This window comes from Cyclobacterium sp. 10D3-21, assembly GCF_055809755.1.
Genome location: NZ_CM147924.1, coordinates 223,905 through 244,823, shown reverse-complemented (window position 1 = coordinate 244,823; position 20,919 = coordinate 223,905). Strand labels below are relative to the sequence as shown.

General features: G+C 38.8%; 20 protein-coding genes. 10 read left to right on the top strand and 10 right to left on the bottom strand.

Annotation, left to right across the window (positions count from 1 at the left end; all coding sequences use genetic code 11):
* Positions 1-7 precede the first annotated feature (7 nt).
* The gene (locus tag AC0L7T_RS01080) at positions 8-844 is read right to left on the bottom strand and encodes a sugar phosphate isomerase/epimerase family protein (RefSeq protein WP_473340454.1); all 837 of its coding nucleotides are present in this window, start codon (positions 842-844) and stop codon (positions 8-10) included.
* A 92-nt stretch (positions 845-936) separates the two neighbouring features.
* Positions 937-1,299: a hypothetical protein gene (locus tag AC0L7T_RS01075; RefSeq protein WP_473340453.1), complete on the bottom strand. Its 363-nt coding sequence runs from the start codon at positions 1,297-1,299 to the stop codon at positions 937-939.
* A gap of 216 nt (positions 1,300-1,515) precedes the next feature.
* On the opposite strand from AC0L7T_RS01075, the gene AC0L7T_RS01070 reads away from it, so the two are divergent.
* The 3 genes from AC0L7T_RS01070 (at position 1,516) to AC0L7T_RS01060 (ending at position 6,451) form a co-directional block, all read left to right on the top strand.
* Positions 1,516-3,990, top strand: coding sequence for a bifunctional UDP-N-acetylmuramoyl-tripeptide:D-alanyl-D-alanine ligase/alanine racemase (locus AC0L7T_RS01070; protein WP_473340450.1), 2,475 nt, complete (start codon positions 1,516-1,518; stop codon positions 3,988-3,990).
* Between the two features lie 180 nt (positions 3,991-4,170).
* Positions 4,171-4,734: a hypothetical protein gene (locus tag AC0L7T_RS01065; RefSeq protein ID WP_473340448.1), complete on the top strand. Its 564-nt coding sequence runs from the start codon at positions 4,171-4,173 to the stop codon at positions 4,732-4,734.
* A 7-nt stretch (positions 4,735-4,741) separates the two neighbouring features.
* The gene (locus tag AC0L7T_RS01060; RefSeq protein WP_473340446.1) at positions 4,742-6,451 is read left to right on the top strand and encodes a capsule assembly Wzi family protein; all 1,710 of its coding nucleotides are present in this window, start codon (positions 4,742-4,744) and stop codon (positions 6,449-6,451) included.
* Between the two features lie 188 nt (positions 6,452-6,639).
* Here AC0L7T_RS01060 and AC0L7T_RS01055 read toward each other — a convergent pair whose 3' ends face one another.
* Positions 6,640-7,536 carry a M28 family peptidase gene (locus tag AC0L7T_RS01055; protein WP_473340444.1) on the bottom strand — a complete coding sequence of 299 codons (897 nt, stop codon included), beginning with the start codon at positions 7,534-7,536 and terminating at the stop codon, positions 6,640-6,642.
* A 74-nt stretch (positions 7,537-7,610) separates the two neighbouring features.
* On the opposite strand from AC0L7T_RS01055, the gene AC0L7T_RS01050 reads away from it, so the two are divergent.
* The gene (locus tag AC0L7T_RS01050; RefSeq protein WP_473340442.1) at positions 7,611-8,600 is read left to right on the top strand and encodes an NTPase; all 990 of its coding nucleotides are present in this window, start codon (positions 7,611-7,613) and stop codon (positions 8,598-8,600) included.
* Positions 8,601-8,756: 156 nt separating this feature from the next.
* Here AC0L7T_RS01050 and AC0L7T_RS01045 read toward each other — a convergent pair whose 3' ends face one another.
* From AC0L7T_RS01045 to AC0L7T_RS01030, 4 genes are all read right to left on the bottom strand, one after another.
* On the bottom strand, positions 8,757-9,017 hold the full coding sequence (locus tag AC0L7T_RS01045) for a DUF6952 family protein (protein ID WP_048641431.1): 261 nt from the start codon (positions 9,015-9,017) through the stop codon (positions 8,757-8,759).
* Positions 8,998-9,312 (bottom strand): thioredoxin family protein, encoded by a 315-nt coding sequence (locus tag AC0L7T_RS01040; protein ID WP_473340440.1) that lies wholly within the window; start codon positions 9,310-9,312, stop codon positions 8,998-9,000. The genes AC0L7T_RS01045 and AC0L7T_RS01040 overlap by 20 nt, the downstream gene beginning before the upstream one ends.
* An 85-nt stretch (positions 9,313-9,397) precedes the next feature.
* The gene (yjjX, locus tag AC0L7T_RS01035; RefSeq protein WP_473340439.1) at positions 9,398-9,967 is read right to left on the bottom strand and encodes an inosine/xanthosine triphosphatase; all 570 of its coding nucleotides are present in this window, start codon (positions 9,965-9,967) and stop codon (positions 9,398-9,400) included.
* Between the two features lie 27 nt (positions 9,968-9,994).
* The gene (locus AC0L7T_RS01030) at positions 9,995-10,702 is read right to left on the bottom strand and encodes a YebC/PmpR family DNA-binding transcriptional regulator (protein WP_473340437.1); all 708 of its coding nucleotides are present in this window, start codon (positions 10,700-10,702) and stop codon (positions 9,995-9,997) included.
* 173 nt (positions 10,703-10,875) lie between these two features.
* On the opposite strand from AC0L7T_RS01030, the gene AC0L7T_RS01025 reads away from it, so the two are divergent.
* The 4 genes from AC0L7T_RS01025 to AC0L7T_RS01010 all read left to right on the top strand — a co-directional run bounded on the left by AC0L7T_RS01025 (position 10,876) and on the right by AC0L7T_RS01010 (position 13,947).
* Positions 10,876-12,198 carry an NAD(P)/FAD-dependent oxidoreductase gene (locus AC0L7T_RS01025; protein WP_473340435.1) on the top strand — a complete coding sequence of 441 codons (1,323 nt, stop codon included), beginning with the start codon at positions 10,876-10,878 and terminating at the stop codon, positions 12,196-12,198.
* A gap of 97 nt (positions 12,199-12,295) precedes the next feature.
* Complete coding sequence (locus tag AC0L7T_RS01020) at positions 12,296-12,667, top strand: DUF4890 domain-containing protein (RefSeq protein WP_473340434.1); 372 nt, start codon at positions 12,296-12,298, stop codon at positions 12,665-12,667.
* Positions 12,668-12,841: 174 nt separating this feature from the next.
* A complete protein-coding gene (locus AC0L7T_RS01015) occupies positions 12,842-13,447 on the top strand; it encodes a TIGR04282 family arsenosugar biosynthesis glycosyltransferase (protein ID WP_473340432.1) in 606 nt (201 codons plus the stop codon).
* 23 nt (positions 13,448-13,470) lie between these two features.
* Positions 13,471-13,947: a GyrI-like domain-containing protein gene (locus AC0L7T_RS01010; RefSeq protein WP_473340430.1), complete on the top strand. Its 477-nt coding sequence runs from the start codon at positions 13,471-13,473 to the stop codon at positions 13,945-13,947.
* Positions 13,948-14,088: 141 nt separating this feature from the next.
* On the opposite strand, the gene AC0L7T_RS01005 is transcribed toward AC0L7T_RS01010, so the two are convergent.
* From AC0L7T_RS01005 to AC0L7T_RS00995, 3 genes are all read right to left on the bottom strand, one after another.
* Positions 14,089-14,586: a hypothetical protein gene (locus AC0L7T_RS01005; RefSeq protein ID WP_473340428.1), complete on the bottom strand. Its 498-nt coding sequence runs from the start codon at positions 14,584-14,586 to the stop codon at positions 14,089-14,091.
* 964 nt (positions 14,587-15,550) lie between these two features.
* Entirely contained in the window at positions 15,551-16,792 is a 1,242-nt protein-coding gene (locus AC0L7T_RS01000; RefSeq protein WP_473340426.1) for a PepSY-associated TM helix domain-containing protein, read from the bottom strand.
* Positions 16,793-17,382: 590 nt separating this feature from the next.
* Positions 17,383-18,048 (bottom strand): TonB family protein, encoded by a 666-nt coding sequence (locus AC0L7T_RS00995; protein ID WP_473340424.1) that lies wholly within the window; start codon positions 18,046-18,048, stop codon positions 17,383-17,385.
* Between the two features lie 304 nt (positions 18,049-18,352).
* Between AC0L7T_RS00995 and AC0L7T_RS00990 the strand changes: the two genes are divergently transcribed.
* Together AC0L7T_RS00990 and AC0L7T_RS00985 are read left to right on the top strand one after the other, a co-directional pair.
* Positions 18,353-19,288, top strand: a complete 936-nt coding sequence (locus tag AC0L7T_RS00990; protein WP_473340422.1) for a hydrogen peroxide-inducible genes activator — start codon at positions 18,353-18,355, stop codon at positions 19,286-19,288.
* Between the two features lie 215 nt (positions 19,289-19,503).
* A complete protein-coding gene (locus AC0L7T_RS00985; protein WP_473340420.1) occupies positions 19,504-20,895 on the top strand; it encodes a dipeptidase in 1,392 nt (463 codons plus the stop codon).
* Positions 20,896-20,919: the final 24 nt, after the last annotated feature.

Genomic DNA, 20,919 nt, shown 5'->3' with positions numbered 1-20,919 from the left:
ATTAGCACTAATTATCTAATACCTGATTAATAAAATATACAGACTGAGGAATCTGGGCAACTGACTTGGAGGATTCATCTTCAATGATAAAATAAGCTGTTCCTCCCTTTTTAGCTTGCTCGATAATCTCTTTTATACCTACATCTCCTTTACCAAGGACCACATTTGACTCAACATCTCCTGTACCATCTCCCGTTCCTTGGGTGCCTCTTTTTCGATCCTTTAAATGTAACAGCGGAAATTTATCCGGGTGGGCTTTCAATAAAGCCAAAGGATCACCACCACCCATTTTTATCCAAAAGACATCCATTTCAAAATTAAAATCAGTGGCATTGTCCAACATATAATCAAACAAGGTACCATTGCCATAGGGCTTAAATTCATACCCATGAGGATGGTAGCAAAAAGTTATTCCTGCTTCTTTGGCTAGTTTACCCGCTTGATTAAATACCTGGACAGCGTCTTTGGCGTTTTGCTCTCCAAATTCTCCTGTATGAGGAATCCAAAAGGTCACAATATACTTTGCTCCAAAAGCCTTGGCCTTTTCTATTACAGCCTCCGGATCGGTACTCATCTCCTCATAACTACCACCGACACTAATCATTTGGAGGGCATACTTAGCCAATAAGGCCTTGTATTTTTTATCGCTCATGCCATAAGTACTTCCACCTTCAATATAGCGAATGCCCCACTGACTAATGATTTCATGGTACTTTTCAGGGTCCAACTTCATTTGCTCTCTGAGACTATAAAGTTGCAAACCAATCTCCTGCGCTTTTATGGTGGAGACAAATGAAAAAGTCATCACCAAGGCAATGACAAATAAAATACAGTTATTTTTCATTGGATTTATCGTTAAGGAGTAAAATAACGAAATCCCTGCATACAAACAAAAAAATAAAACTTTAAGAGCTTGGGTTTAAGTCCTCTGCTAAACTACTCTTCTTTAAATTTATCCAAAACGTATAAAAACACATTCAGCGACAGCGTAGAAGTTTCTTCCGTTTCAGGCGCAATTTGAGGCGAAGTGGGGGATTTTTCACTAAGTAGCACTTCTTTGGTTTTTGAAGGTTTAGAGCTTATGCTGTTCGAATAACCAATAAATCGATTTTTCTTGCCTTCAGAATTTTCATCCGCAATTATCTCCGTGTTTGCCTGTTGCGTTTTTTGCTGAATATAATTGTAAACGTTACCGGAATTATCTTGAGAAAAAGTTTCCCCTGATAAAAAACACAAAAACAAAACCCCAAGAATAAATGGAATATTGAAAAGGATCCGAATATTATTTTGAAAACTCATGATTTTGTTAGTTAAAACGAGTGTTAATCCTATTATTAACCGTTAATGAATCAATTATACACAAAATTTTACTCTTTTACAACTTCTAGTTCGCACATCCTCGCAAGAATTTATCGCCTTTTATGGCATTTATTTTTAATTCCTTCCAAAAAATAATAGCTATGGATATTCCTTTTAAATTTGTTTTAACTCCAATTGCTTAACCTATTCTTAAAGATGATGCAGGCCATCCATTTTCCTCAATTTGCTTCGAAATTTGCAAAGCTTTTTACCAATGGTTCGAATGAAACAATGATCTTGAATGTAGTCATCGATTCAAGAAAAATTCAATCCGGAAACAATACCCTTTTTGTAGCCCTGGATGGCTCCAGATATGCCGGTTGGGAATTTGCAGGAGATGCTTATTCCAAAGGTGTTCGAAATTTTATCCTTCCGAGAAATTGCCCTACATCCCTTTTAAAAATTCTGGAGAACAGCAATATCCTTTTATCCATGTCTCCTTTAAAAGACCTGCAGCAATTGGCGCAGCTAAATCGGGAGAATTTTAAAGGTCCTGTAATCGGGATAACCGGCAGTAATGGAAAAACCATAGTGAAAGAATGGCTGGCCCAGATACTCTCGGCTAAATATAATGTATGGAAAAATCCTAAAAGTTACAATAGCCAGATAGGTGTTGCCCTTTCTGCATTGGGAATGAGCCAACAACATCAGGTTGCCTTACTTGAAGCAGGAATTTCAGCGCCAAATGAAATGGCTGCTTTGTCCCAGATCATTCAGCCCGAATTGGGTATTTTTACCAATATTGGGAGTGCTCATGATGAGTACTTTAAAGATACAACAGCTAAAATTCGAGAAAAATGCAAGCTCTTCGATGGTGTCAAATACCTTATCTATAGGAAAGATCAAAACCAGGTTAGTCAATATCTGGAGGAAAATTTTGATCCTTCTGTACGCATTAGTTGGTCGGATAAGGCCGGAGGAGATTATATTTTATCCGTAAAACGGCATAACAATGGCTCCAAGATCTATTTGATTGGCAAGGACTTTCAAACCTACACTTTTTTAACTTCTTTCAGGGATCAGGCCTCTCTGGAAAACATTCGGCATGTGATCACAGCAGCCCTAAGCCTGGGAATGAAACCTGAAATTATTCAACAAGGTCTTAAACTGCTTCATGCCGTGGACATGAGGTTAACCCTTAAATCGGGCAGCAAAGGTTGCAAGTTGATAGATGACAGCTATAACAATGATCTTGCAGGCTTGGAACTAGCGCTTGAATTTATGAGCCAACAAATCACTGCAACTGGAAGGAAAATCCTCATTTTGTCCGAAATGCAACAGGAAGGAAAAGAGGAGCTTGTTTTTCAGAAAATAGCCTGGCTTTTAAAACACTACAGCATCGACCTTTTTGTAGGTGTTGGAAAGGGATTTGCTGATTTTAAACAGCTATTTCCTACGGAAAGTCAATTTTTTGATTCCACAAAAGTACTTTTAGGAAGTTTAGAGCATTTATCCCTTTCAAATGATCTCGTCCTTATCAAAGGGGCCAGGGCATTTGGTTTCGAAAGCGTCGTTCAAAAACTAGAGGCACTTGCGCATGAAACCATTCTAGAAATTAATCTCAACGCCCTTCGACACAATTTCATCCATTACCGCCAAAAAATTAAACCTGGGACTAAAATGATGGTCATGGTTAAGGCATTTGCCTACGGTGGCGGAGCTGCTGAAATCGCAAATTACTTACAGGAAATTGGTGCAGACTACCTATCCGTAGCCTATACTGATGAAGGCGTTTTCTTGAGAAATAATGGCATCACATTACCTATTATGGTCATGAATTCAGGAAGTTACCATTTGGATTTGCTACAAGAATATGCTTTGGAACCTGTTGTATATAACCTGGATCAATTAAAATCATTGTCCGAAGAGCTTAATGGCCATTCGGGAATATTAGCTGTTCATTTGGAATTGGACACAGGCATGAGGAGGCTTGGCATGTCTGAGAAAGATCTCGATGAGGCCATCTTGATTCTTCAACAATCCAGTAATTTAAAAGTAGCAGGAATCTTTACACACCTGGCAGGAGCAGACGAGGCAGTGCACAAGGATTTTACTTTATTGCAGCTAAGCTCGTTTGAAAGTGCTAGTACCAAAATAATTCAGGAGACTGGTTGTAAACCAATAAGGCATTGCCTGAATTCGGCCGGAATTATCCGTTATCCTGAGTTCGCATATGATATGGTTCGATTGGGCATTGGCTTGTATGGCATAGAAGTCAATCAGCTAGAACAAGACAAACTCCAGCCTGCAATGACCTTAAAAACAGTTGTATCCCAGGTAAGGACATTGCAAAAAGGAGAAACCATTGGATATGGCAGAAAAGGAGAAATGAAAAGTGATGGAGAAGTGGCCACTTTGGCCATTGGCTATGCGGACGGGTATGACCGTCGCTTTAGCAATGGTACGGCAACCGTTTTGATTAAGGGCCATATGGCTCCAATAATAGGCAATGTCTGCATGGACATGTGCATGGCAGATGTTACTGGCCTAAATGTATGCGAGGGCGACGAAGCCATACTCTTTGGCACCAAGCCTTCGATCGTGGACCTGGCAGCGAAGATTGGAACAATACCCTACGAACTGTTAACTGGGATAGGGCCGAGAGTAAAACGACAATACATCCTGGATTGAGCCTTAAGTCAAAATCAGACTAAACCCGCCTGAATTTGGATAATATTTTGTTTATTTGTCATTTATATTGAAGGTGCCTGTACCATGTATTTAATGAACCATATCTCATTGAAATCAACCTTTCTGTTTTTTCTAGTGCTTTGTAGCTTTTCTTGTGAAGATAGGCTCGAAGATGAAATCATGATCTATAACAACGATTTCTCTACAGCGGATCTTAGTAATATAGAAAACGCTAGACTATTTGTATTCAATGGAGACACGGTGCTAGGCTATTACAATGACGAAGAGGTCTTATTGAACCTAACGGATTTGCCTAAGCACAATACCGTTAAGGTCACCATAGACCTTTTGCTTCATGACAGTTGGGATGGCAATCCAGAAAATGTTGGAGGCCCAGATTTCTGGTATTTAGAATTGGATGGTCAATCGGTTCTCAACACAACGTTTTCGAACTCTCCATGCGAATCCACATTCTGCCTCTACCAGTCTTACCCAGCCAATTACCCCAGATTTAACGATCCAAAAACCGAAGCTTTGAGAGCTGACTTGCCAGGCAGGTGCCAACATAAAAACCGCAATGGCTGGACGAGTCTCTACCGAATCACTAAAATAATCAACCATAAGCGTAATCAACTTTCCATCACTTTAGGAGACGACCTTAAACAAGAAAATACGCCTGAACCGATTTGTGATGAAAGTTGGTCTGTATCAAGCATACAGGTTAGCACCTTGACATTAAATTGAACCCGGCATGAACAAGAAGCAACCTTTTTATATACAGATTATCTTTTGGGCATGTTTTATATGTTTGGCTACCCAAACAAAAGTTCTGGCGCAAAGCATAGGATTGAATTATCCCATTTATGACGATTATATGCGCAGGCAGCAGCTCCTCGGTAACCTACCAGAGGAAACTAGCTTCATGATTCGTCCCCTTTACCCTACCGAAGCATTTAATAAAAGCAATCCATTCGGTTTGGATGAGAATAGCGAGGATTCAGACTTAAGTAAGCCAGCGTTCTCAAATTTCGAAAAACTGCATTTTAAGGCCCTTCCGCCAATGATAAAAAGCAGGTACAATAGTGACCTCCCTTTTGGAATAAATGATGGGCAGATGATTCCCAATAAAGGACTTCAGGTAAATGCCAGTGTCGGTATATATTTTGAATATGGACCTTTGACCCTTCAGCTTCAACCCGAAATATTGCATGCTGGTAACCAAGATTTCATTGGGTTTCCTTTGGATCATTGGGGAAGCACCTGGTTACAGTATTTTGAATGGATCAATACCTCAGATATTCCAGAGCGATTTGACCGTGGTCCGATCACTCAATTATCTCTAGGACAATCCAGTATCCGTTTCAATTATAAAGAATACTCCATCGGGATTTCTAACGAAAACTTATGGTGGGGTCCTGGAAGAAAAGCCTCATTGCTGATGAGTAACAACGCCCCAGGCTTTTTACACCTAACCTTAAATTCCCGAAAACCTGTTCAAACGGTTATCGGTAGCTTTGAAGGTCAGTTGATTGCCGGCCAGCTTAGGTCTTCGGGAGTAAATCCTGTCAATTACGATTATATTTATACAAATACACCTCTCTATGTGGCTAAAAGGCCCGATGAAGATTGGCGTTACCTATCTGGATTGGCGTTTAGTTATCAACCCAAATGGCTTTCTGGGTTATTTCTGGGTTTCAGCAGTGTCTCTCAAATGTATCATACAGACATGAATCAACTTGCTGACTACCTCCCAGTATTTAATGGAGAGAAAGGTCCTGAAAGCATAAGCAAGCCTAATGTAGACAAAAGAAATCAGCTTAGTTCAGGTTATTTCAGATGGATAAACACCAATGGTCATTTTGAATTCTATGGCGAATATGGCAGCAATGGAAATAGCCGAACGTTCCACGATTTCCTTATTAACCCAGATAAAAACAGGGCTTTTATTCTTGGCTTTACAAACTTAACGCCATTGAAGAACAAAGATGAATTTTTGCAAATGGGAATGGAAATTACCCAAACAGGACAAACTGTCCGAGAGGTAATTCTTGATAGGAACAGCTGGTATACCCACCCTTATGTAAGACACGGCTATACCCACAATGGACAAGTTTTAGGATTCGGTTATGGGCCTGGAAGCAATGCCCTTACCATTGATATGGCCTGGGTTAAAAACTTTAATCGCCTGGGCTTTGAGTTCGAATACATCAATCACAATAACGACTTTTATTATAAACGCTTTGAAGTAATCAAAGATCTTCGTCGGAAATATGTCGACATAGCACCCTCGCTCATTGGAGAATGGCGCTTCGATAACCTACTATTGTCAGCCAACTTTAAATACGTTAGTTCCTTGAACTATAAATGGTACCTGGAAAATGATCCTAATGATTATTTTATTCCTGGACTTGACAAAAATACTTTCGTTGGAAATATTGGCCTTACTTACCTCATTAAATAAATTCCTGGAGTTCTCTTTGGGTCAATGAAATGACCCAAATTAAAATAGGCAATCGCAATTTTATTGTGTCATAGCTGGAAGCTCTAGCAGGAAAAATAATAATAACTCCAGATTTACTACGCAAGAAATCAGGTGAGTTGGTATAGCACTCCAGGCAAAGCCATCGCCTACCGATTTTATTTACCGAATTACTCAATTGAAGCATCGATTTCTAAAACTGAATTTAATATGAGTTCACTGGCTTGTAAATAAAATGTCTGTTGGATGTTTTCGAAAGTATCAGTTGGCTTATGATAATCTTCATGGTCTGCCACCCCAAAATAGATGAATGGGATTCCTTTTTTATGAAAAGGCCCATGGTCTGAGGCGTTGGTCCAATCATGCTCTCCCTTTCCTCCCTCGTTTCCGAAAACCAACTGCAGGGGAGATCGCTTGCCTGCTTTTTCCAGATAGCGCTTGAATTGGGGATAAAAGGTTGTACCTACAGCATACAGCGTATTGTCTTCACTTCGGCTTATCATGTCCATATTTACCACTAATTTGATCTGCTTTAAAGGAAAAGGGAAGTCCTGAAGCAAAGCCTTGGCTCCCAAAAGGCCCATTTCCTCTGCATCAGTAACTGCAAAGAGAATGGAATGCAAGGGTTTGTTTTCCATAAAATAAGCCGCCATATTCAGTAAAGTGGCCGTTCCTGAAGCATTGTCATCCGCACCATTGTATATTTTATTGTCCTTCTTCCCCAAATGGTCATAGTGGGCCATTAGCAAAATAATTTTCGATGAGGAAGTACCTGGTATAAAACCAATTATATTTCTGCCTTCGCTTAGGCTTTCAGCGCTTTCATTTAAAGTGAAATTTTGGGTATATCCTGGATATTGACTGGTTAATTCTAAGTCTTCAAACCGGTTAATAACATAGTTAGCGGCCAATTCGTTGCCCTCAGTAGTTGTTGCTCTCCCTTCTAACCGGTCTGAAGAAAGATACTGTATATCCTCCAACAAGGTCTGCTCATCTATCTTTTGAGACCATGACAAGAATGGTAAACAATAAAAAAGTAATAAAATTAAGTAGGTAATCGTTTTCATAACGAAAGATTTTACGATGGCTTGTGTATATTCGTGAAAATACTAAACTTTCAGATGTGGATTTGACTTTGTTTATGAAATATATTTCTTTGACAGGGCTGATGTGTTTTTTTTCTCTGGTAAGCATTGCCCAACCAACACCTGTAGATCAATTTTTAGACGGTAAGTCGGTGGTTCTTGTTTCGGCAGCGACCTCTCCACTCCCTCCAATAAGTTGGCAAGATTTGGCGGCAGAAATTCATCCTTCCTTGGTAGCTGCTGGAGGAGATCCGGTTGCCTACTTTGACCTGGAAGAAGTAATCCTATCTGATGCGATTAAAAATGCCTATGCAAATCACTTTGTTACAAGGCAGATTAAAAACATCGTATTACTGATCAGGAAAGGTGATGGACGTTTGTTTTGTCATATATTTCCTTTCTCAGGCAATGGCAATATAATCGCGCCAGGAAATAACTGGTCTACAAATGCAACTAACAAAGATGAACTTAAGGAAAATATCCAATCCATCGGGTTAAACAAACGAAGTGAAAATTTCTTGGTAATAGAAGTGCCGGAATACCCTACTATTCCGGGCTTGGAAAACAACTCAGTAAATAGCGGATACATACAAGCTGCGCCTTTAAACCTGGATGTATTCAAGCTAGGTATACTACTCACAGGTGCCGCTGGTAATGAAAGCTTTCTGAACACCTTTCGCCATGACATTTATGGTAAGGAACAAAATCAAGTTGAGGCAGAACAACGCGCTCAAAGAGAAGGATTAGAACAAATATTCGAAGCTGAGTATCCCTTTCAAACTGAATTCCTGACCACTTCTAAATCTAATGAACAACTCATTAGCGAAAAAGTCCAGTTTATCCTCATGAAACAAGAAGGTCGGGAAGCTGATCTTATGAGAAGTATGGGGGTACCATTGGAAGAAGGTAAAAACCCAGACAAAATAGTAGTGAAATATTACATCCGGTTTTTGGTAAGGAATGAATTGTACATCGGTGAAAAATGGGATGCCTCAACTGATTGGAGACAAGCGCTTAAAGATTTCCTGGATCAAATCACCCCTTGAAATTTTACGCTGGACCCCATCAAAACCTCACATGTTAAGCTTTTTCACTAAAAAGAGAAACAAAAAAAAGGCAGATCCAAAGGATCTACCCACACTTAGATATAGCAGATTTTATTTAGGGTGATAAACAACTTTTCTACTTCTCCATTGTGATTTTTACTTATCTATGGATCCCATTACTCTTTTCAAAAACGCATTCATGGCCTCTTTTTTATCCATTCCTTCTTCTTTGATCATTTTCTGGACTTCCAAAGAACCATATAAATTGGAGAGTAATTCACCCATCACGTCCAATTCCTCATCTTTCAGCGTGCTTATCTCCGTCATTGACTCCAGAAGTTCTATGGTTTCTACCACCCAATCCTCATCGTTCTCTTCTATAAAACCCAGTACATGTTTAATTATTGGCAACCTCATTGATAAGTGTTTTTAAAGCCTCTTCCTTATTTGTTTGTATTTGATTTATGAGTGATCCGCCTTTGAAGACCGCAAAAGTAGGTAAGTTATTTACTTCAGCTAGTTTTCTGGATTCCGGTAGTTTCTCTGCATCAACATACAAAAATGTGATCCCCTCATAGTCCTTACTTAACCTCTTCATTTTTGGCTTCATTATCCTGCAGTTGCCACACCAGGTAGCACCATATTGAACCACCACTTTTTCGTTGTCCTTAACGACTTGTCCTAAATTATCTGATTCTAATTCTTGTAGCATAAAACGTTTGGTTTAATTAAAGCTCAAAGATAAATACTATTATTAAATAAATCCAATTGAAAAAATCTATGAGCCATTGCGTTTCTTAATAAAACTCCTTTTGAAGAAAGGGGATAAGTGCCAAAGACAATGCCTGCTGATAATAATCAGACCGACTGATCACGCCATTGGTAAGAATCCCTACTGCTCCTCCACTCTCTTTTGAATTGGTTCGATTAAACAACTTGTCATCTGCTTCACCGAGTTCCATTCCATCACTGACCATTTTGTTTAAAGCTTCAGGTAAAAAAAACGTAGCGGTCTTGGCTTTCCCAATCGTATTTTCATTATTTAATACAACCATCCATGCAAAAGAGACCATTTGCTCCCCAACATTGTCTACACCACCTTCTATTCCCACCCAGAAATCTCCTTCAGGAAAGGCATTTTTTGAGGCAAAAGCCCTGTTGTAGGCACCCGTATAAGTTTCTACATCTCCTTTGGGTTGAGGACTTACTTTTGAGTCAACATTCAATCCCTGAACGATAAAACTGTCATCAAAAATGGTAGAAAATGCATTTTCGGTACTTTTAATTTTTACAGGATTTTTACTGCCGACAATCACTAATTTTTGTCTTTTTTGATCTTGTAAGTTTCTTCTTTTCGGGAATGCCATTAGGTAAATTAATTTTAAATACTTGTTTTAGGACATGTTGTGGTAAACATGGTTTACATCATCATCCTCTTCCATCCGCTCAATCATTTTGTTTATATCGGCTTCTTGCTCTTCTGTGATTTCAGTAGTAGACATTGGGAAACGTTGCATTTCTGCGCTTATTACTTCTATACCTTTATCTTCGAGTGCTTTTTGCATGTTTCCAAAGTCCTCAAAAGCAGTATAGACAAAGATTTCCCCCTCATTCTCATCAATATCATCCAAACCAAAATCAATTAATTCAAGTTCAAGTTCTTCTAGATCATAGTCTGCTTTTAGAAAGCGAAAAACCGCTTTATGTTCAAACATAAAACTTACAGAACCACTCGTACCTAAAGAACCGCCTGCTTTGGTGAAATAATGCCTGACATTGGCCACTGTTCTGTTGATATTGTCAGTAGAAGTCTCAATAAGCACAGCAATGCCGTGGGGACCATATCCCTCATAGACTACTTCTTCATAATCCTTTTCATCCTTATTGCTGGCTCTGGTAATCGCCGCTTCTATTCTATCCTTGGGCATGGATGCGCCCTTGGCATTCTGAATGATGGTCTTTAGTCTGGTGTTGTTCGCCGGGTCAGGTCCTCCGGCCTTCACCGCCATCACTATTTCTTTGCCAAGGCGTGTAAACACCTTGGACATTAGATTCCATCTTTTGAATTTTCTTTCTTTTCTAAATTCAAATGCTCTTCCCATAAGTTTTTATTTTTCTGGATTGTAAAAATAAATAAATTTTTCGATAGCACTAACATCCTACCGAAACTAAGCATGCCTAATCTAGTTACAAGGTTTTGGGTATTTGTTGAACTATGGCTCACGATATACGTTTTATTTCTAGGTAATACAACCTCATTTAAAAGTTTTTAGTAATGGACCAACCTCTTCCAAACCTCCCCGAATTGTCTCTACCAAGAATCGTTGTCATTGGTGCAGGATTTGCTGGCCTTAAACTGGCCAGGGAATTAAAAAATAAAAACTACCAGGTGATCTTACTGGATAAAAACAACTATCACCAATTTCAACCACTTTTCTATCAGGTAGCCACTGCAGGTCTTGAGCCAAGTGCCATTTCCTTTCCTTTAAGGAAGGTATTTCACAATACACCTAATGTAACTTTCCGAATGGCGGAAGCCCATAAAATCGATCAAAACCAAAACCGCCTGTATACGGATATTGGCTATATCGATTATGATTACCTCATCCTGGCAATGGGTGCGGACACCAATTATTTTGGAATGAAAAATATTATGGAGAACAGCATACCCATGAAGTCTGTCTCTGAAGCACTGTTTATCCGGAATAAAATCATCTCTAACTATGAAAGAGCCATAAACATTGCTGATCTAGAAAAGAGAAAGGCACTAATGAATGTGGTGATAGTAGGAGGAGGACCCACTGGCGTAGAATTGGCCGGGGCAATGGCAGAACTTAGAAATGAGGTTTTCCCAAAGGACTATCCACAACTTAACTTTGAAAACATGAAGGTGGTGCTCATAGAAGCAGGGCCTTCTCTTCTGGCCGGAATGTCAGCAACTTCAGGCCTAAAAGCAAAAGAGTACCTCGAAAGTCTAAAAGTAGAAGTAATGCTTCAAACAGCTGTTGAAGATTATGACGGCCTGAATGTAATTATCAAAGGTGAAGCAGGTATTCAAACAAATACCTTGCTTTGGGCTGCAGGAATTAAGCCCAACGCCATTGAAGGTCTTCTAGATGTACAAAAGTTCAAGAACGGCCGCCTACTTGTAAATGAATACAATCTCGTTAAAGATACCAATAACATTTATGCGCTGGGAGATCTTTGTTTGCAACAACTGCCTGATTACCCAAAAGGGCACCCTCAGGTGGCACAAGTGGCCATTCAGCAAGCGGATAACCTTTCCAAAAACTTTCTGGCCAAACTAAAAAACAAACCCTCAAAAGCCTTTAAGTACAAGGACCTGGGCAGTATGGCTACAGTGGGCAGGAAACTTGCAGTGGTTGATTTACCTTTTATGAAACTTCAGGGAGTCCTGGCTTGGCTCATTTGGCTCTTTGTTCACCTAATGGCCATCCTTGGTGTCAAAAACAGGATATTTATCTTTCTTGATTGGTCTTGGAACTACCTGGCCTTTGATCCTTCATTAAGGTTGCTTATCAGACCTACCTACGTGAAACCCAAGGATAGAGAAGAGTTAGTAGAAGACAAAAATTAAATCGTTTAACATTTTTAACATTCCTTAACACCTGGACATTAAACTTGTACCTTTTCTTCTGGTCTAACAGCTATACAATCTAAAAATAGAAACAAATATGAAAAAGGTAATAATGATTTGTGCACTGGTAGTAGCTACCGTGGTGCACGTACAAGCTCAAAGACAAGGGGACAGAGAAATTAATCCGGAGAAAATGGCCGAAAAGATGACCCAAAGGATGGATGAGAAACTGGACCTGACCGAAGAACAGGAGAAACAAATCAACGCGGTATTTCTTGAGCAAGCCAATAGTCGAAAAGAATCCCAAAAAGCAAATAGAGAAGAAATGAAAGCGGCAAGGGAAGCACAGGAGCAAAAACTGGCGGCCATCCTTACCCCTGAGCAGAAAGAAAAATGGGATGCTGAACAAAAAGAGGGAAGGTCCCAAATGCGTAAAAGAAGAGGAGGAAGGCAAGGAGGCGGTGAGTAATTTTCCTTAAAGGGAAACCATACCGGAGTTTTATCCTCCATTGCTAGAAACACAAATTAATAAAAAGCCAAGGTTCTACCTGGAGTACCCAATAGTCACTATTGGTTATTTAAGGAAAAGATGCCTTGGCTTTTTTTATGCCTTTACCCATTTTACTGTAATTTTGCCTCATCTATGAAACAGGCTATTATTGTTTTTCAAAAGTTCCCAGCGCCGGGAAAAGTAAAAACCAGACTTGCTGCTACTATCGGTGATGAAAAGGCAGTTTACGTTTACTCCTACTTGTTAAATTACACCCATCAGTTGTTGGCAAGGACAAAAGCAGATGTATTGGTCTTTCATGAAGGTCCTATCAATAAAGAGCAATATCCAAGCGACAATTATTTGTTTTACCCACAGGAAGGAGATAGTCTTGGAGAAAAAATGCACAATGCATTTGAACAAGCCTTCAAAGAGAATTATGATCAAGTTTTAATTATTGGCACGGATTGTTTAGAGCTTCAAACAAGCCATATTGAGGAAGCCCTCAGCAGTCTGGATAAAAATGACCTGGTCTTGGGTCCAGCCAATGACGGAGGCTATTACCTGATGGGCTTAAATAAAAATCAGCCCCGTTTGTTTAACAACATCCAATGGAGCACCCAGTCCGTATTCGCTGAGACCATGGCCATTGCCAAAGAAATACAGCTTAAAACACATCTATTGGAAAGCCTAAATGACATTGATGAATTCAAGGACCTCAATGAAGATTTAAAAATGCTTGTTTCAAAGGTGCTATAATTTTAAAAATCATACCCTGATAAATGCAACCACGATTAGTAAATATCAAAGACAAACAGCTGGTCGGTAAAAGCTGTCGGATGAGTTTGGCTAATAATCGGACGGCTGAGTTATGGAAGCGCTTTATGACAGTTAAAAGAACTATTCCAAACCAGCCATTTAAAGAATTGATCGCTTTGCAAGTATATGATGTGGGCCATTTCACTTCCTTTGATCCAACAAAAGCGTTCGATCAATGGGCTTGTATGGAGGTCGAAAATAGTAAAGAGATACATCAGGAACTAACACCTTTTCTATTAACAGGAGGTTTATTCGCTGTCTTTAATTATAAAGGTCGCAGCACAGACCATAGCATCTTTGAATACATCTATGGCACCTGGGTTCCCCAATCCAAATTCCAATTGGATGACAGGCCTCACTTTCAGGTGATGGGAAAAAAATACAGCAACAACTCCCCTTTTTCAGAGGAGGAAATTTGGATACCCCTTCGAAGCAAATAATACTTTTTCAGGTAAGATGAACAGGGATTACACAATAGAACTTCACGATTCCACAGGGAAATTTTGCAAACAAAAGTCAATTAGTGAACCTGTAATGATAGCGTCTTGCTATCTAAGTTTTAATGCATCTTTCGATTTAAATTAAAAAGAAATCAAGTTATATTCTTTTCGATTATAGCTGGTAACAGGAATACAAATACTGGATAACAATGGATTACAGGTTTTGGTTATTTCCAAAATTTGCCTGCTACTTTTAAATGCCAAACTTACCGTTGTATTTTCTACAACATCTAGTTCTGAAAGACCATCAATGTCTTCATAAAGGTCTTCCCCTAAGTTAAAAAGCCTACTTTCTTCATTCAATACCAATTCATTCCCTTCCAAAATATAATTTCCCATCAAATACATGGAATAACCCAAAGTTTGATTGGTTTCAGGGTCTTTAAAAGCAATGCTTCTATAAAACTTTCCGTTTAAATCAAACACATATGTATCTACCTTATTCAAGTCCTGATTTTCAAGATAAAAAAAGTTTTCCCAATTGCCATAAAGGTTTTGGGACTCGATGACCTCCTCCTCTACACAGCTCATCAATAAGAGAAATAAAGGTAACATTAGAAATACGTGGTTCTTTTTCATAATATATTAGCTGCTTTCATTGTTTAGGACGCACTACTAATTCATTTTGTCTCAGAATAAATCAAAAATATTAACTTAATTGTGAATAAAATGCCTCAACCTAATTTTTACAATCTAAAAGCTAACTTTCAATTCAAATTAAATTTCTTACATTCAAACATTGACAAAAGCTTTTTGCCAGGCCCTATTCGCTAAAAAACATGACCTTTCTATACATTGTATATGTCCTATTTGTAATTCATGTAATTGTTGGGTTCAAGATTTATTTTAAAGTTAGTTCACTTTTAAGGAAACACAAATTGTCCATTAATAAACAAAGCATTTCGCTACGATACTCTGTAAAAGAACTGTCCGAACTTTTTGACCAAATCGAGACCGAAGAGGTTAACCTTAAAATCAATCAACTAATCCGCTGGACCAAGCTCAATTATTGGCTAGGTAGAATTTCCTTTTTGCTTTTTGTTGGGATTGTTTATTATCTTTTTTTCTAGGAGAAAGGACAAGAAGCATAACCCTAAAACAAAACAGTGCAGGCATTCGTCAGGTCATTACTAACTGTTGCAAAAAATATCTTTTCTCCTTCGTGCTTTATAAAAAATCAAATGTTTGAAATGGTTATACCTGACTTTTCATAAGAAGGCTGCAAAAACAAAGACATATATTTCTATCCTATGGCAGCCTTTACATATAAAATGCCCACCCTATTCCATAATGCTATTTAAAACTTTTTAGCTTAAATATAATTTTGTTGTTGACTGAGAGATTTCATGAATCCCAAAAACCCCAGAAGAGGTGAAATTATTGTAGCCAGGGCTGTGAGCGCCTGGTGAAAACAAAAGATACAACACGATTTTGCCGGTATTGTTACTTTTTTTCTGCAAAATACTGACAAAATCCCTATATAAGCTTAGCTTTAAAATGTCCTTATCAATGGCTTCAAATTGGACTTAAAAGCCTCAATTCATCAAACCGATGCTGCTTTTCTTTCCTTCTTTTTCTTAGGTTTCTTCATCTTATTGATCCAAATCAGGGTGCCTGTAACAGGAAGACTAGTGGCAATCAAACAAGAAATAAAGTAGAGTAATTTAGAGAATGACCCATAAACGTCCCCTAAGTGCAAAGCCTTAATAGAACCGGAAACCCGCTCATTGAAAGGCTTGTCTCTAAAAATGTCCGCTTCCAACACCTCAGCAGTTGCCACATCCAAAACTAACTTATCAGCTGCTGCCGGGGCAAAAAAACCTGCACGTCTCTTACTGATATTAACTTTCGAAGCACCTGGACTTGGTAAGCTAACAGTGTATTCACCTACATAGTCAAGCGTTTGATCCACGCTATACAAATAATCTTCCAAAGGCAACATTTCAATTTTGGCAAGGTCTTTATCAGTGCCCTTTTTTCCCTCACCGGCACTCGGTCCCGGGCCTCTAACACTACGCTCCTTATAGGTTCCCAATGACTTCTGTAGCGCTTCTCTATACCAAGGAAATGAAAAGAATGGTCCCGTCACCCCCATTAAAAATAAAATAATCGCGGAATAGAAGGCAAGAGAATTGTGAAGGTCATGATTGATACGCTTCCAATTGCTATTAAATTTAATCTTCAAACCTTGACGCCAATACTTCGCTTTGCGTGGCACCCAGATGACCAAACCAGTTAAAACACCTATGGTGAAAAGGATAGTACTGGCTCCAGTGATATAACTACCAAGCTTTCTATTTTCTAAGCCATCAAAAATCGGGGCTTCAATTTTGTCCAACAATAACCAGCGGTGTAAGCTGAACATATACCCCATAAATGTAGCTGCCGAATTTTCTTCTTTGCTATTTCCTAGCAGTTCACCAGTATATTGATTAAAGAAATAGGTGGTTCCAGATCGACTTTTATCTCCCTCTGCCCTTGCATTTATCTGAACGCTTCTATTTTCATCTGAGGAAATTTTCACAGCGGTGATATTCCCTTCGATTACTTCTCTACCTATAGAAAGCAATTCATCAGAAGTTAGCGCTGCCTTGCCCTCACTATTGCTTACTTTATAAAGATGGGAAGCATTCCACTCACGGATTTCCGTATTGTAAACATATACAGTACCTGTTAAGCAGACCACCAATAATACTATCCCACTTATCAACCCTGCCCATAAGTGGATATCATTAAAGAACTTCCTGGTTTTGGCCCATGCTTTAGATTTTTTCTGCTTTGTCATATACTTGGTAGAATTGATTTATAATCAACAATGAGAATTAACCGATTAGGGAAAATTCCATGCTTAAATTTTATCTTATTGGTTTACTTGCGCTGCTCTTTCAAAAGGTCAACACAGTCTATTTTCTATTACTTATTATTGACTCCACTTTCTATTCCCAGGTACCTTAATTCCTTGACCCTACAGGAATTACCAGTAACAACCCTAAGAATCTTTTACGGTTCAATAAAGTTAAACATTATTTAGATTTAATCTAAGAAAGGTTTAATAGCCGTGCAAAGATAAAAAAACCTTTAAATTGTAAGTAAAGAATTGGAAAAATATTTTCAAGGATAACGGAATACCTAGTAAAGAGGACTTTAGATCCGTCTTGAAAGATTTTAAGTGGAATAAAAATGGCTGTTTTCGTTCCATTTCCTATGTACCTGCTTGGAGTTCCACCTTTGATTCAAGGAATTGGGAGGACTAGATGTTAGTTGGTGCAAATTAAAAGATAAATCATTACTCCCCACACCTACAGGACCTTATCGCAATTCTCAACTGCTTAAAAAAAACAAGGCAAGGCATCAAAAGAATTAGATAATGATAAACTATCCCAATTGAAAATTGAAATGGAATAACACCAAACTATCGGTAGCTTTCCCTTCAAGATATAATGGAATCCAGTCGTTCGGCATTAAGGACACCACCCTTAAGGCCTCAGCATCTAAGGCCTTGTCTCCTGCTTTCGGAATAAATGGACGCTCCATTTTCCCTTCTTTGGTAATGGTTACCATCACTCCTATTGTACCTGTAACACCTTTTGCCCTTGCCGCATGTGGATATTGTACATTATTGGCCAGGAAATAGAAAAACTTAGCATCACCTCCCAGTAAAACTGGCATGGCTCCTGTTTTTACCTCCACTAAATCTTTGCCTTTTAGAATATAAACGGCCTTAACTGATTTGAAATCTTGTAGGTATTCAAAGGATTGGGTAGAAAAATTATACTGTTGAATTAAAGTATTGTCAGCATCAAAAAAATCCCAGGTTCCTGACTTATTTCCTTGACTATATTGACCTTTGACCCGGAAACCCAAATTTCCTTTGTACTTAATTTCAGCAGCTCCTTCTTTGGTTTGTTGCCCATCAAGCACATGGTAAGTAAAAATTGTGTTAGGGTTTTTACTGGTCTCTTTAACCTTTTTAAGCGTTTGAGAATTGGCTGAAAAAAGTGAAACACCACATAAAATTACGATAATTAAGGCTCTAACCATTTTACTAAATCTGAAGTTTATCTGGATAAAGCTATTCATTTTATCGAAAAACTAAAAGATAAAACCTAAATATTGAAGATTTAGTTTAAAAAATAAAATAAGTAATGTCTCAAGCAAAAATAATTGCCGCACAGTACCAATCAACTTAGCTACTAAAGGTTATTATCAACCTCTTGGAATACGCATTAAATCCAATGTAATTTGAGTCAATCATTTAAATTCATTGGTACAAAATTGATTAAATGCTTTCTATATTTATTCTTTGGCTGGAGAAATTGGTATCTAAATTAGCGTAAATTAGCATATGACAATACAACAACTGGAATACATATTGGCTGTAGAGAAGTTTCGGCATTTTGGACATGCTGCTGAAGCTTGTTTTGTCACCCAGCCTACCCTAAGTGCTCAAGTGAGTAAACTGGAAAGGGAATTGGGCATCATTTTGTTTGACAGGTCCAAAATGCCTGTAATACCCACAGAAATTGGAGAAAGGATCGTTGTGCAGGCCAAAAGAGTGGTTGCGGAGAGTAAGGGCATTTTTGAGCTGGTAGCGGAAATCAAAGGAGAAGTTAGCGGGACAATTAAAATAGGGATAATACCTACCTTAGCACCATACCTATTGCCCCTTTTTATTCGAAACTTTATTGAAAAGTACCCAAATGTACTTCTAGAAGTACAGGAAATGGTTACTGAAGACATCATAAGTCGACTTAAGAATGATGAACTTGATTTGGGTTTAGTAGTGAGTCCTCTTCATGAAAACGGAATTGTAGAAAAGGCGATATTCTATGAAAAATTTTATGTCTACCTATCCAATGCCCACCCACTTTTGGATCGGAAAGAAATTCCGGTAGAAAACCTCCCTGCGGAAGATCTATGGGTTTTGCAGCAAGGCCATTGTTTCCGGGATCAAGTCCTCAACCTTTGTGACAAAAGTAAATTTCAGCGCAAAAATTTTCATTATGAAAGTGGCTCCCTGGAAGGGCTAAAAAATATGGTAGACCGCTATACGGGCATTACATTACTTCCAGAACTTGCAACAGAAAACCTTTCAGAAGAAGAAAAAAATAGGCTAAGGCCTTTTGCAGGAGATCCTCCTGTTAGAGAGATAAGCCTAATTCGTACCCGTAGCTTTTTGAAACAAAAACTGGTGACTTTGCTATTTGAAGAAATTCAAGCTGCTATCCCTCCCCATATGCATTCCAATAAGGAAGGACGCCTGGTAAATTTTAAATTATAAGACAGTTGTCTTTAAAATGTCTTAATTTTAGGGTTCAACTCGGATTTGGAGGCATGGAAAAATATACCGATAAAACCAAAGTTGAAACCTGGGACTATATAGCTTTCAACCTAAATAAGGCTGAAACAAGAGAAAGTAACAATTGACTGATTTTAAATCGGTCTAAGCAGCTGATAAATTGCCTATAACAGGCGCATAAAAACAATAAAAGCATCATGGAATTGAAAAAATACATTGAATCCAACTCGAAAAGATTTTTAGATGAGTTATTGGACTTGTTGCGTATCCCCTCCGTTAGTGCTGACCCAGCCTATGAAAAAGATGTATTTAAGGCAGCAGAATTTGTAAAAGCCAGCCTTGGAACCGCAGGTGTGGATCATGCTGAAATATGTCCTACGGATGGTTATCCTATCGTTTACGGAGAAAAAATAATTGACCCGGCTGCTCCTACAGTGCTGGTTTATGGACATTATGATGTGCAACCTGCAGATCCGCTTGACTTATGGGATTCACCTCCTTTTGAGCCAGTGATCAAAAAAACAAGCAGTCATCCCAACGGAGCCATTTTTGCCAGGGGTTCTGCAGATGACAAAGGCCAATTTTACATGCATGTCAAAGCTTTTGAATCCATGCTGGCTAGCGGACAACTCAATTGCAACATTAAATTCATGATTGAAGGGGAAGAGGAAGTAGGATCTGAAAATCTGGATATTTTTGTGCGGGACAATCAGGAAAAGTTAAAGGCTGATGTTGTACTAATTTCTGATACTTCCATGATTTCATTGGAGCATCCATCCGTAACAGTAGGCCTTCGAGGACTTGCTTATATGCAGGTAGAAGTTACTGGTCCCAAAATGGATTTGCACAGTGGCACTTTTGGTGGTGGAGTAGCCAATCCTATCAATGTCCTTTGCAAGATGATCAGCTCTCTTCACGATGAAAACAACCACATCACCATCCCTGGCTTTTACGACAATGTAGAAGAATATGGCAAGGAATACCGCCAGCAATTGAATAAAGCACCATTTGATGAAGGGGAGTACAAGAAAAAACTAGACATCAAGGAAACTTATGGTGAAAAAGGATACACCACTATCGAAAGAGTAGGCATTCGTCCTACCCTGGACGTAAATGGCATTTGGGGTGGCTATATAGGCGAAGGCGCTAAAACGGTGCTTCCTTCCAAAGCCAATGCAAAGATTTCAATGCGCCTGGTACCTAATCAAGACCATAAAGCCATTGCCAAACTATTTGAAGAACACTTCAAAAGCATTGCACCTCCTGCTGTAAAAGTAAAAGTGGTGCCTCACCATGGTGGACAAGCTGCAGTCATTCCTATTGACTCGATTGGGTATAAGGCAGCTGAAGCAGCCATAGACGAGGCCTTTGGCAAAAAAGCCATCCCCACAAGAGAGGGAGGATCTATACCTATTACCGCTTTGTTCCAACAAGTTCTGGGCTTGGATCCTATTTTGCTTGGTTTTGGACTGGACACAGATGCCATCCACTCTCCCAATGAGCATTACGGGGTAGACAATTATTTTAAAGGCATAGAAACCATCGCCTTGTTTTTCAAACATTATCACCGCCTTTCAAATAAAGATTAAGGTCTGGTTAAAAAAGTGAGGGGA

Excerpts from the sequence above, each read along its gene's own strand:
- AC0L7T_RS01080 (WP_473340454.1), bottom strand. The coding sequence starts at position 844 with ATGAAAAATAACTGTATTTTATTTGTCATTGCCTTGGTGATGACTTTT.
- AC0L7T_RS01075 (WP_473340453.1), bottom strand. The coding sequence starts at position 1,299 with ATGAGTTTTCAAAATAATATTCGGATCCTTTTCAATATTCCATTTATT.
- AC0L7T_RS01070 (WP_473340450.1), top strand. The coding sequence starts at position 1,516 with ATGATGCAGGCCATCCATTTTCCTCAATTTGCTTCGAAATTTGCAAAG.
- AC0L7T_RS01065 (WP_473340448.1), top strand. The coding sequence starts at position 4,171 with ATGATCTATAACAACGATTTCTCTACAGCGGATCTTAGTAATATAGAA.
- AC0L7T_RS01060 (WP_473340446.1), top strand. The coding sequence starts at position 4,742 with ATGAACAAGAAGCAACCTTTTTATATACAGATTATCTTTTGGGCATGT.
- AC0L7T_RS01055 (WP_473340444.1), bottom strand. The coding sequence starts at position 7,536 with ATGAAAACGATTACCTACTTAATTTTATTACTTTTTTATTGTTTACCA.
- AC0L7T_RS01050 (WP_473340442.1), top strand. The coding sequence starts at position 7,611 with ATGAAATATATTTCTTTGACAGGGCTGATGTGTTTTTTTTCTCTGGTA.
- AC0L7T_RS01045 (WP_048641431.1), bottom strand. The coding sequence starts at position 9,017 with ATGAGGTTGCCAATAATTAAACATGTACTGGGTTTTATAGAAGAGAAC.
- AC0L7T_RS01040 (WP_473340440.1), bottom strand. The coding sequence starts at position 9,312 with ATGCTACAAGAATTAGAATCAGATAATTTAGGACAAGTCGTTAAGGAC.
- yjjX (WP_473340439.1), bottom strand. The coding sequence starts at position 9,967 with ATGGCATTCCCGAAAAGAAGAAACTTACAAGATCAAAAAAGACAAAAA.
- AC0L7T_RS01030 (WP_473340437.1), bottom strand. The coding sequence starts at position 10,702 with ATGGGAAGAGCATTTGAATTTAGAAAAGAAAGAAAATTCAAAAGATGG.
- AC0L7T_RS01025 (WP_473340435.1), top strand. The coding sequence starts at position 10,876 with ATGGACCAACCTCTTCCAAACCTCCCCGAATTGTCTCTACCAAGAATC.
- AC0L7T_RS01020 (WP_473340434.1), top strand. The coding sequence starts at position 12,296 with ATGAAAAAGGTAATAATGATTTGTGCACTGGTAGTAGCTACCGTGGTG.
- AC0L7T_RS01015 (WP_473340432.1), top strand. The coding sequence starts at position 12,842 with ATGAAACAGGCTATTATTGTTTTTCAAAAGTTCCCAGCGCCGGGAAAA.
- AC0L7T_RS01010 (WP_473340430.1), top strand. The coding sequence starts at position 13,471 with ATGCAACCACGATTAGTAAATATCAAAGACAAACAGCTGGTCGGTAAA.
- AC0L7T_RS01005 (WP_473340428.1), bottom strand. The coding sequence starts at position 14,586 with ATGAAAAAGAACCACGTATTTCTAATGTTACCTTTATTTCTCTTATTG.
- AC0L7T_RS01000 (WP_473340426.1), bottom strand. The coding sequence starts at position 16,792 with ATGACAAAGCAGAAAAAATCTAAAGCATGGGCCAAAACCAGGAAGTTC.
- AC0L7T_RS00995 (WP_473340424.1), bottom strand. The coding sequence starts at position 18,048 with ATGGTTAGAGCCTTAATTATCGTAATTTTATGTGGTGTTTCACTTTTT.
- AC0L7T_RS00990 (WP_473340422.1), top strand. The coding sequence starts at position 18,353 with ATGACAATACAACAACTGGAATACATATTGGCTGTAGAGAAGTTTCGG.
- AC0L7T_RS00985 (WP_473340420.1), top strand. The coding sequence starts at position 19,504 with ATGGAATTGAAAAAATACATTGAATCCAACTCGAAAAGATTTTTAGAT.